Below are 9,949 nucleotides of genomic sequence, written 5' to 3' on the forward strand. Positions count from 1 at the left end.
CTTTTAAAGCTTAGTATAAAACATGGTGAATTAGATAAGGCCGAAATTTATATTGATTATCTAAAGAAGAATGATGAGAAGAAGGAGTTGAGTTTGGATCTCTATGAAGCCAAAGTTTTTATCATGAAAAATAGACTTTATGATGCTTTAGAAGTTTTGAATAAACTGAAATCAACACGCCCAGCTTCAATGATTTGGGGAGAGATTGGGCTAGTTTACCAGAAGATGGGTAAATTGGCTGATTCTCAATTAGCGTTGGAAACTGCTATAGGACTTGATCCTGATAATCCTCGATTTCACAAATCTATAGCAGAAGTTTACCTTAGTCTTCAACAGTACGAGGATGCAGCTTCATCAGCCATAGATGCTATCGAATTGGTTAAATTTTTTCCTGAGGCGCACTATCTTTTAGGGGAAGCTTTAGAGAAATTGGGAGATGACGAAAACGCAAAATTAGCTTATGAAATGGCTAAAAAGCTGGTGCCTAAGGGTTACTCAGAGGCAGAATATGCGCTTGAAAATATCGAAGAAAGAGAAAAACGGAGTGATTATAAAAATAAGTTGACCAATAAAAAATTGGATAATCAAATTGTTTTGGTGTCAGGACTTCCTCGATCTGGCACATCAATGATGATGCAGATGCTAGAAAAAGGAGGTATGGATATGCTGACCGATGATCAAAGAGAAGCAGATGAATCTAATCCTAAAGGGTACCTAGAACTACAAAAAGTTAAAAAATTGCATATGGACAACGCTTGGATGGGTGATGCTCAAAATAAGTGTCTAAAGGTTGTTGCGCCTCTTTTGAAGTTTATCAATCAGCGATATCGCTACAAAGTGATTTTTATGAATAGGGATTTAACCGAAGTTCTAAAATCACAACAAAAAATGTTGGGGAAAAATACTGATGTTTTGCCAGTCAAATTATACAACAATTATGTGACTTTACTCAATCAAATAGAAGTGTGGAAAGAGCGATTGCCTAATGTGGAATTGATGTATGTGGACTATGCGGAGCTTTTGCAAAATCCAGAAAGCAATATTTCAAAAATTAGAAATTTCATTGGTGATGAATCACTTGACGAGAAGAAGATGATGGGAGCGATTGATACTTCGCTATACAGAAAATAAAGGAGGAATTTCAGCTGAAACTCCTCCTTTATTTTTACTAGAATCCAAACACTTAATCACGAATTCTGAACTAGAACTCTGAACTCACGAAACTTATTTCTAAAGCCATCCTTGTTCTTTCATCCATTCGTCGTTATAGACTTTTCCTACGTATCGAGAACCATGGTCGTGAAGTAGAACAATAATGACATCATCTTTCGTAAACTGATCCTGCATTTGTTTAATCGCAGAGATAGCACTCCCCGCGGAATAACCGCAGAAGATTCCCTCTTCTTTTGCTAATTTTCTTGTATAGATTGCACCATCTTTATCAGTAACCTTCTCGAAGTGATCGATAACGCTCATGTCATAATTCTCTGGAATGATATCTTCTCCAATACCTTCAGTAATGTAGGTGTAAGCATGATCGTAGTGTATTTCTCCGGTTTCATGATATTCCTTAAGGATTGACCCGTAAGTATCCACACCAATGACTTTGATATTTGGATTTTTTTCTTTGAAGAATCTTCCACATCCTGTAATGGTTCCTCCAGTTCCTGCACCAGAAACAAAATGAGTGAATTCTCCTTCCGTTTGTTCCCAAATTTCAGGTGCGGTTTGTTCGTAATGGGCTTGACGGTTAGACAGATTATCATATTGGTTGACATACCAAGCGTTTTCCGTTTCTTCTGTTAACCTTTTGGCTGTCGAATAATATGACCTTGGATCAGTAGGTTTAACATCGGTCGGACACACGATAACTTCTGCTCCAACCGCTCTTAGAATATCACATTTTTCTTTCGACTGCTTGGAGTTAGTCACAAAAATACACTTATAACCTTTGATAATTGCGGCAAGAGCAAGACCCATTCCGGTATTTCCTGAAGTCCCTTCAATAATGGTTCCACCTGGTTTTAATCTTCCGTCTTTTTCTGCATCTTCAATCATCTTTAAAGCCATCCGGTCTTTGACAGAGTTTCCAGGGTTGAAGGTTTCCACTTTTGCTAAAACCAATGCCGGAAAATCGTCACCTAGAACTTTGTTAAGCTTTACTAATGGAGTATTTCCAATTGTTTCAAGGATATTTTTTGCGTATTTCATTACGTGTTGAATTATAATTTGATTGAATTTGAAGCGCGAAGATACGATTTTGAATTCTTACTGATACTTTATCGATTTTGTTGGCGAAATTTTACTTATCAAATAACTAGGTAAGATGAGTGATAGTCCCGAAACGATGATGATTCCTAGAGATATAATTATTGGAATTAAAAGGCTTAGATCAACTGGAACTTCTCTTACGTAATAGTTTTCAGGATTTAGCTTAATGATTCCAAAAAAGTATTGTAATAGTAGTAATCCAATACCAATAACATTACCTATCACCAGTCCAGGAATCATGATACTTACCGTATAGCTAATAAAGATAGCCCGAATCTGGTTGTTATTAGCGCCTAAAGTCTTAAGTAATCCTATAGATGGTGTCCTTTCAATAATAAGAATTAAAAGTACCATAATGATATTAATGACTACTACAACCAACATTAGAATAATGATTACCAAAATGTTATTATCGAAAATCTTAATCCAATCTACAATTTGTGGATATTTTGTTGTAGCGCTTTCAGCATAGTTTTTGATTCCTGCATAGTTTTCAACTTCGGGGAAAGTTTCATCGATTTTGTTGACATTTTTAAGGAAAACATCTACGCCACCGATTTCATTTTTATCCATATCAAGAATCTTTTTGGCTTGATTAATGTCACCAATAACAAATTGGTCATCAATCATTTTGATATCCGTTTTGTAGATGCCAATTACTTCAAATTTTCTATAAATGGGCTGCTGTTGATCTCTAGCAAAAACTGCGACAATACTGTCTTTTAGTTTGAGATGGAGGTCATTGGCAATATGTTGTGAGATGGTAATTTGATTATTATATCCTTTTTCTTTCACCGCTGGAGTTTCACCTTCAATCAGGAATTTTTTGAATCTTTCGTGGTCAAAATCTTTTCCTATTCCCTTAAAAATAATTCCAGAAAAGTTGTCTTCTGTTCTCAAAATTCCTGTTACCATTGCATAACTTTGGGTATTGCTTACTTCGGGAATTTTCTTAATTTTTTCGAGGTTTAATCCCTTTGTGTCGAGAACCGACGAATTGTAAGAAGCATTGGATTTGGTTGACTTGATGGTAATATGTCCACTAAAATCTGCCATCCTTTCTTTGATGGCTTTTTTGGAACCAAAACCTACGGACACTGTAATCAGAGAAACAATGATTCCTAAAGCCACGGAAAGCCGACCGATAAAGATAATCGTCCGTGAAAGATTATTTTTGTTATCTTTGGAAAGCGCAATTTTTTTTGAAAAATATATGGGAAACTTCAAGTCGTTGAATTTAATGCTCAAAATTAAAAATTTAGTTCATATTCTACTAATTTTTTTCGGTATTACGAGTTGTACAGCTCAAGATGTTGACAAAAATTGTTTTAAAACGGGAGCTGACCGCTCCGAACTCTATCTTCCCTTGTTAAAAAATAAAACGATTGCAGTAGTTACTAACCAAACGGGGATTCTACAAGATAAATCTCATTTAGTTGATTTCTTAGTTTCCAATCAGATTAACATAAAGACCATTTTTGCTCCAGAACATGGATTTCGCGGAGATGCAGATGCTGGAGAGCATGTAAAGAACGGGACAGACACCAAAACGGGTTTACCTATTGTTTCGTTGTATGGAAGTAATAAAAAACCAACTATTGAACAATTGAAAGGTGTTGATATTGTGTTATTTGATATTCAGGATGTTGGAGTAAGATTTTATACCTATATTTCAACCTTGTCTTATGTGATGGAAGCTGCAGCTGAAAATGGAGTAGAAGTTGTTGTTCTAGATCGCCCGAATCCACATGATGGTTATATTGATGGACCAGTTCTAGATTCGAAGTGGAGTAGTTTTGTTGGGTTGCATGAGGTTCCTGTAGTTTATGGATTAACTATTGGAGAATATGGAAAAATGGTGAATGGAGAAGGTTGGTTAAAGGGAGGTGTTCGAGCAAAATATACTCTAATACCGATGTTAGGGTACCATAAGATGCAGCGTTATGGTGTTCCGGTGCCACCATCGCCAAATCTACCAAACGCTCAATCTATTAATCTTTATCCATCGCTATGTTTTTTCGAAGGGACTCAGGTCTCGGTCGGTAGAGGGACTAATTTGCCTTTTCAGGTTTATGGATCGCCTTGGACTAAAGATTTGCCTTATACTTTCACCCCGAAACCTAATTACGGTGCCAAAGATCCGTTTCTTAATGGTAAGCTTTGCTACGGCGAAGATTTGTCAAAAGCTTCGGAAAATTTTACATACCTTAATCTCGAATGGTTGATTAAAGCTTATCAATCTTATAAAAATACTAATCAAGGTTTCTTTTTGCAGAATCTTTTCTTTGATAAACTTGCAGGAACGGATCAATTGAGAAAACAAATTATAGCTGGAAAATCTTTTAAAGAGATTCAGGCATCTTGGAAAAATGATTTGGATCGATTTCAAGGAATACGATCCAAATACATTATATATGAAGATTAATCTTCTAATCGAAATTTTGAGGATCGTTATCGTTTTTATTTTTATAAACGAACCACATTCCGATGGTTAATCCAATCACACCAGCAACTGCCGTAAGCAAAGCGCGACTAAGTTTATCACTTTGGTCACTCCCGATGTAATTCATCAAAAACAAAATAACGAATGTTATTGCTGCTATAATCCCGTATTGTGTGCTTTTTATATTCATTTTATTTTATAACTAATCATAAGACCACCCTTGTACGGAAGCCACTCTGCGCTTTTGTTCCAACCGTCGGCTTTGTCATAACGGAAGTATTCGCCATATTCATTTTTGGCGTACCCGTGATAAAACGCTTCCGAAATACCACCACCAAGATATAGATCTAAATTCCATTTTTCTGCTATTGATATTTGATAACCAATGGTACCGCCCAACAAAAATGTAAACCCCTTTTGGAATTGATCCCCATCCGTATGTCCCCATTTTGTTATGTTGAAGAAACCAGTTCCAGCATTTACCCCAAAATATAATTTATTAAATGCTTTATCAAAATAATATCTTCCTTCAATAGTGCCCATATAAACCTGAGCATTAGATCCGGCAAAGGATTTCCAAGGTGATACAAATGCATCTGCTTGAAAGGTAATTCTTTCAAAAAATTGCTTTTCAATACCAATATTTATCATTCCTATCGGCGCAAAAAGTGCATTGGCTTTTACAAAAACTGTTTTGTTTTCATTTTGAGCATTAGTTAAAATGTTCATTGAAATAACTGCTAATAGAGTTGCTACTCTCTTCATATGGATTTAATTTGTTTCAATTTCCTTCAGAAGTTTCTCAGCAAGTTCAGTCGATTGTTTTTGTGTTTGTGCAATATAAATAGAGGTCTCAGCAAAAATTTTAGCTTCTGCTTTTTTTCCTCCTTTTTGATATAATTTGGCTAATATGTAGGTATTTTCTGCTGTTTGACCCTGCATTACAGAGGTTTCTGCCCATCTTTGTGCAGCTTTTGCGGCTTCTGCGTCAAGGTCGTTTTCGGAAAATATCCATGCTGCTTTCAAAAGTTCATTAGCATTGAACTTTTCGATATTTTGATAATATTCGATTGCAGTGTTTTTGTAATTAGGGAAATCACCTTCAATTTCGTAGAAAGCGAGTTTTAATTTGTTAAGTTCATTTCTGGCTTCAGATTCTCCAATGATTGGAGTAGCGTTACGCATGAATTCGGTTTCATTGAGGGTCTTAGTTTGTTCGTTGATGGCATTTTGCTTAACTTTGATCAATAGAATTTGATTTCTAAAACCATCGTAAGTAGCTTCGGGAACATGTTTGGTTACTTCCTCCTTGTTATTAGTGAGAACCTTAAAGTTAGGGTCATCTTCAGATCGAATAAAATAGAATAGATATCCTACTTCCTCCTTAGTGAATTCCTTTGTTTTTTTTGTTTGAAAGTATCTTTCGCTCACTTTTTTTGCAAAGTCAAAATCGGTTTCAGCATATTGAGTCATCGTACTTCGGAGAAATTCGGGATCTTTTTCACCTTTATCAAATCGCTTTTTGATGTTAGTTAGATTCTGAGAACCATTTAGAGTTTCCTTTCCTAATTCTAAGAATGGTTCTTCTGTTAGATAGCCACGATTTTTATTAACTAATTGTCCGTTACCATCAATAAATAGGAAAGTTGGATAACTGGTGATTCCATATTTCTGTGCGATATTACGTCCTTCACCCTTTTCCATATCAAATCGGGCATTGATGAAATTAGCGTTATAATAATCTCCTACTGATTTGAGGGTGAAAACATTTTTATCCATCATTTTACAAGGTCCACACCAGCTTGCCATTGCATCTAAGAAAATTACTTTTTTTTCTTTTTTTGCTTTGTCCAAAAGTTCATTAAAGGTCAGGTTCTCAAACTTAATGCCTTCCTGAGCAAAAATTAATACAGAACATACTAATGCGAAAAATATACTTAGTCTTTTCATTTCAATATTTTACCATGCGAATATAAATAATATTTGCGGAAATGTGAATCTGTAGGGTTAGAGATTATCAATATTTGATTTAACATAATATCTATTGCTAGTGGTTTTTTACGTTGAGTTGCTTTTTGGAATGAGAGGGGAGAGGGGTTTTGTAGTGGGTTGAACTAGTCAAAAAGTGAGTTGGTGGAAAAAGTATTTAAGACTTTTTTGTAGATATTGATAAGAAAGAATAAGTATGTTCTAAATTTAGAATTCTAAAAAAACGTGGAGGGGTTTTAGACAAAAAAAAGAGAATCAATTTCTTGATTCTCTCCGTTTAGTAGCGGGGACACTGCTACTTGAATGAGAATCGTAATTAATTCATATAAAACTAAATTAACATTAATTTATTGAAAATCAATAAGTTTTATTAAAATACAATTTATTTTAGTTAATGGTAATTAGTTTAAATTAACATTTACAATACAAATACAATACAGATTTGTTTTTTTTGTTTTAATTTTATACAAATTTAAAAAATAATGGCAACAGTTAGTTTTTTGTATCGTTCAACTAAAGAAAATGCTCCCCTTACGGCAAGATTATTATTTAGACATAAAGCAAAAGATTTCATAATTGCAGCTAATTCCAAAGTTTTAATATATTCTAGAGAAGAACTTGCAAAAGACTCAAGATTAAATGCAAAAGATTATTGGAAAAAAACTCACAAGCTAACTAGAATCAAAGACTTGGATGTTATAAATAAGCAGCAAGAAATTAACGCAACATTGAATAAATTAGAAAACTACATACTTAATGCTTTTGGTAAAATTCAGCCTGAATCTGCAAGTAATGATTGGTTGAAAGGTATAATTGAAGAATACTATAATCCTAAAAAAGTTAGTGAAATTCCAAACATGCTAATTGAGTTTTTTGATTATTATATAGAACAAAATCCACATCTTAAATATGGCACAACCAAGAAGTATAAAACAATAAAAAATAAGATAATAGAAAGGAAACACTTGTTTGGAAACACACCAATTTTCATGAATGAAATTGATGATAATTTCAGATTGAAATTTTTAAATGTTTTTTCTGACTATAATCCAAACACAGTTAATAGAGATTTATCTGAAATTAAAACACTTTGTCGACTTGCATTAAAAAAGGGAAAGGAAATTAATCCAGAGGTTTTAGACTGGAAATTTAATGTCAAAAAGACTCCATTTGTCTATCTTGATGAAGATGAGATTAATAAAATTATTAAACTTGATGATTTGTCCGACCCTTTAGACAATGTTCGAGATTGGCTAGTAATAAGCTGTTTTACTGGGCAACGAATAAATGATTTTATGAGATTTGAAAAATCAATGATTAGAAGTGAAAAAAACAAAAATGGAAAAGAAATTAGTTTAGTTGAGTTCAAACAAGAAAAAACTCAAAAATTAATTGCTGTACCGTTGCATCAAATCGTATTAAAAATATTGAAAAAAAGGAATGGAAATTTTCCAAAAGCATTAAGCGACCAAAAATACAACGACTATATTAAAGAAATTTGCTTTAAAGCAAAAATGAACAAAAAAGTGGACGGATGTAAAACAAACGTCTTGAAGAATGGTGATAAAAGGACAGTATTTGGTAGATTTGAAAAATGGGAACTTGTGTCAAGCCATATTGGGAGACGTTCATTTGCAACTAATAATTTTGGGAAAATTCCAACGAGATTAATTATGAGCGTGACAGGACACGAAAAGGAAAGTACCTTTTTAACATATATTGGAAAAACGCAAACCGAACAAGCTAAGGAATTAGCTGATTATTTCTAAAAAAATCCAATGACTAATTACTGTAAAGCCCTGATTAAAGAAAACAAAATCTTAATCGCAAATTTTGAAAAAAAATTTGAAGAACAGATTTTAAGATATAAAAATGAATCTGAAAAATGTTCATCTGATTATAAAGAAGATTATGTTTTTCAATATGTAAGTGATATATATTCAAAGATTTATAATCAAATAAATGAGACCATTATAATATTGGATAATAATAGTTGTACTTTAATTGAAAAAACGACATTAGCGACGCAACTAAAAGAACTGTACGATATATTTTTTGAGTTTTTGGAACAATCTGAACATAAAAGTGATTATTGGAAATTATCTGAGCAACAGATACAAGACTACTATATAGATGAAGAAGGGTATACTTTTATTGATACGAAAGATTTCAATGCAAACTTTGTTTTTAACCTCATTGCACCTTTGGTCGCAAATGTAGATTATAAAACCAAAGCGAAATTTGATGAATATTCTCCAGTTAAAAGCGAAGAAATTATTCTTGATAAAGACTGGTTAAAGGTTTGCTTTAATTTGGCAAATGGAGCTATATATGAATCATATAAAAATGGAAAAGGATTAACAGGTACTTATTTAAAAAATAAAATTTTTGGAGAAAATAGTTCTGATAACCTGAGAGTATACATTAATTGTACTCTATCAAACAACACTGGAAAAAACATCAATAAGAATATTTTTAAAAGACCTAAGGCGAGTTACGAAATTAATGAAGTAATTAAATATTGCAAACAGAGGAATATTCCAATTTATAAGGGTTTCTATGATGATTGTATTAAAAACGACATAAACATAACCGAATTGTAAATAAAGATTGTACAATATTTTTACGAGTACACTAATCTGTACAATTAAGTACAAATAATTTTGTCCCATAATTATAAACTTAGAATTATGGAATCAAAAATCATTCAAATTCAGGAACTTTCAATATCCGAACTTAGTAGCCTGATAAAAGTTTCTGTTCGAGAGGAAATTTCAAACCTCAATATTTCATCACTAAATGAGAAAATAGAAGTAACCGCCGAGCTTCTAACAAGAAAACAAGTCCTTGAACTTCTCAAAATCTCATCGGTTACCTTATGGCAATGGCAAAAGAAAGGTAAAATTACAACTTACGGCATCTCTGGTAAAAGATACTTTAAGCGTTCAGAGATTATGGATTGTCTAACTAAATTGAAATAAAAATGAAAGACAATCCGAAGAAAGGGTACAGAAATATTCTTGTCGAATTATTAGAGAATATCGAAAGTGTAAATTTTAGAGAATATGCTAAACTTAAAACCGAAATAGAGACTTTAAAGAAAAAACATTTTCTAATATCGGTAATAGAAATATTACAAGCAAAAACAAAAGAAGGAGAATTTAGTTTAGGCAGGAAAAATGGTCAAATTTACTTGTATAATAGTGAATATTGGGAACAGATAGATATTGATGTATTTAAAGATTT

The 9,949-nt window shown here is 32.9% G+C and carries 10 protein-coding genes and 1 pseudogene; 6 read left to right on the top strand and 5 right to left on the bottom strand.

Features of this window, described 5'->3' with window-relative positions:
- Window positions 1-1,131 (top strand): tetratricopeptide repeat protein (locus tag AC4AGG_RS13620; RefSeq protein ID WP_489772559.1); only part of this gene is annotated, 1,131 nt, incomplete at its 5' end.
- A gap of 99 nt (window positions 1,132-1,230) precedes the next feature.
- Here the strand turns inward: AC4AGG_RS13620 and AC4AGG_RS13625 are convergent.
- The gene (locus AC4AGG_RS13625; RefSeq protein WP_489772560.1) at window positions 1,231-2,211 is read right to left on the bottom strand and encodes a PLP-dependent cysteine synthase family protein; all 981 of its coding nucleotides are present in this window, start codon (window positions 2,209-2,211) and stop codon (window positions 1,231-1,233) included.
- A 57-nt stretch (window positions 2,212-2,268) separates the two neighbouring features.
- Window positions 2,269-3,498, bottom strand: coding sequence for an ABC transporter permease (locus AC4AGG_RS13630; RefSeq protein WP_489772567.1), 1,230 nt, complete (start codon window positions 3,496-3,498; stop codon window positions 2,269-2,271).
- 4 nt (window positions 3,499-3,502) lie between these two features.
- Between AC4AGG_RS13630 and AC4AGG_RS13635 the strand changes: the two genes are divergently transcribed.
- A complete protein-coding gene (locus AC4AGG_RS13635; protein WP_489772568.1) occupies window positions 3,503-4,696 on the top strand; it encodes an exo-beta-N-acetylmuramidase NamZ family protein in 1,194 nt (397 codons plus the stop codon).
- Between the two features lie 4 nt (window positions 4,697-4,700).
- Here AC4AGG_RS13635 and AC4AGG_RS13640 read toward each other — a convergent pair whose 3' ends face one another.
- Genes AC4AGG_RS13640 through AC4AGG_RS13650 form a run of 3 tightly spaced genes read right to left on the bottom strand, consistent with a single transcriptional unit; the run spans window position 4,701 to window position 6,664 of the window.
- Window positions 4,701-4,904: a hypothetical protein gene (locus tag AC4AGG_RS13640; protein WP_489772561.1), complete on the bottom strand. Its 204-nt coding sequence runs from the start codon at window positions 4,902-4,904 to the stop codon at window positions 4,701-4,703.
- Complete coding sequence (locus AC4AGG_RS13645; protein WP_489772562.1) at window positions 4,901-5,479, bottom strand: DUF3575 domain-containing protein; 579 nt, start codon at window positions 5,477-5,479, stop codon at window positions 4,901-4,903. Before AC4AGG_RS13645 ends, AC4AGG_RS13640 begins: the two co-directional genes overlap by 4 nt.
- Window positions 5,480-5,485: 6 nt before the next feature.
- On the bottom strand, window positions 5,486-6,664 hold the full coding sequence (locus tag AC4AGG_RS13650) for a thioredoxin family protein (RefSeq protein ID WP_489772563.1): 1,179 nt from the start codon (window positions 6,662-6,664) through the stop codon (window positions 5,486-5,488).
- Window positions 6,665-7,185: 521 nt separating this feature from the next.
- Between AC4AGG_RS13650 and AC4AGG_RS13655 the strand changes: the two genes are divergently transcribed.
- From AC4AGG_RS13655 to AC4AGG_RS13670, 4 genes and pseudogenes are all read left to right on the top strand, one after another.
- Window positions 7,186-8,472 (top strand): phage integrase SAM-like domain-containing protein, encoded by a 1,287-nt coding sequence (locus AC4AGG_RS13655; RefSeq protein WP_489772564.1) that lies wholly within the window; start codon window positions 7,186-7,188, stop codon window positions 8,470-8,472.
- A 9-nt stretch (window positions 8,473-8,481) separates the two neighbouring features.
- The gene (locus AC4AGG_RS13660) at window positions 8,482-9,306 is read left to right on the top strand and encodes a hypothetical protein (RefSeq protein ID WP_489772565.1); all 825 of its coding nucleotides are present in this window, start codon (window positions 8,482-8,484) and stop codon (window positions 9,304-9,306) included.
- A gap of 87 nt (window positions 9,307-9,393) precedes the next feature.
- Window positions 9,394-9,684: a helix-turn-helix domain-containing protein gene (locus tag AC4AGG_RS13665; RefSeq protein WP_489772566.1), complete on the top strand. Its 291-nt coding sequence runs from the start codon at window positions 9,394-9,396 to the stop codon at window positions 9,682-9,684.
- A gap of 2 nt (window positions 9,685-9,686) precedes the next feature.
- A pseudogene (locus AC4AGG_RS13670) lies at window positions 9,687-9,949 on the top strand (DNA primase); the annotation flags it as partial.

Source organism: Chryseobacterium sp. CG10_8, assembly GCF_058117085.1.

Bases quoted from the DNA above. Each gene is read 5' to 3' on its own strand.
- AC4AGG_RS13625 (WP_489772560.1), bottom strand. From the start codon at position 2,211: ATGAAATACGCAAAAAATATCCTTGAAACAATTGGAAATACTCCATTA.
- AC4AGG_RS13650 (WP_489772563.1), bottom strand. From the start codon at position 6,664: ATGAAAAGACTAAGTATATTTTTCGCATTAGTATGTTCTGTATTAATT.
- AC4AGG_RS13645 (WP_489772562.1), bottom strand. From the start codon at position 5,479: ATGAAGAGAGTAGCAACTCTATTAGCAGTTATTTCAATGAACATTTTA.
- AC4AGG_RS13640 (WP_489772561.1), bottom strand. From the start codon at position 4,904: ATGAATATAAAAAGCACACAATACGGGATTATAGCAGCAATAACATTC.
- AC4AGG_RS13665 (WP_489772566.1), top strand. From the start codon at position 9,394: ATGGAATCAAAAATCATTCAAATTCAGGAACTTTCAATATCCGAACTT.
- AC4AGG_RS13655 (WP_489772564.1), top strand. From the start codon at position 7,186: ATGGCAACAGTTAGTTTTTTGTATCGTTCAACTAAAGAAAATGCTCCC.
- AC4AGG_RS13660 (WP_489772565.1), top strand. From the start codon at position 8,482: ATGACTAATTACTGTAAAGCCCTGATTAAAGAAAACAAAATCTTAATC.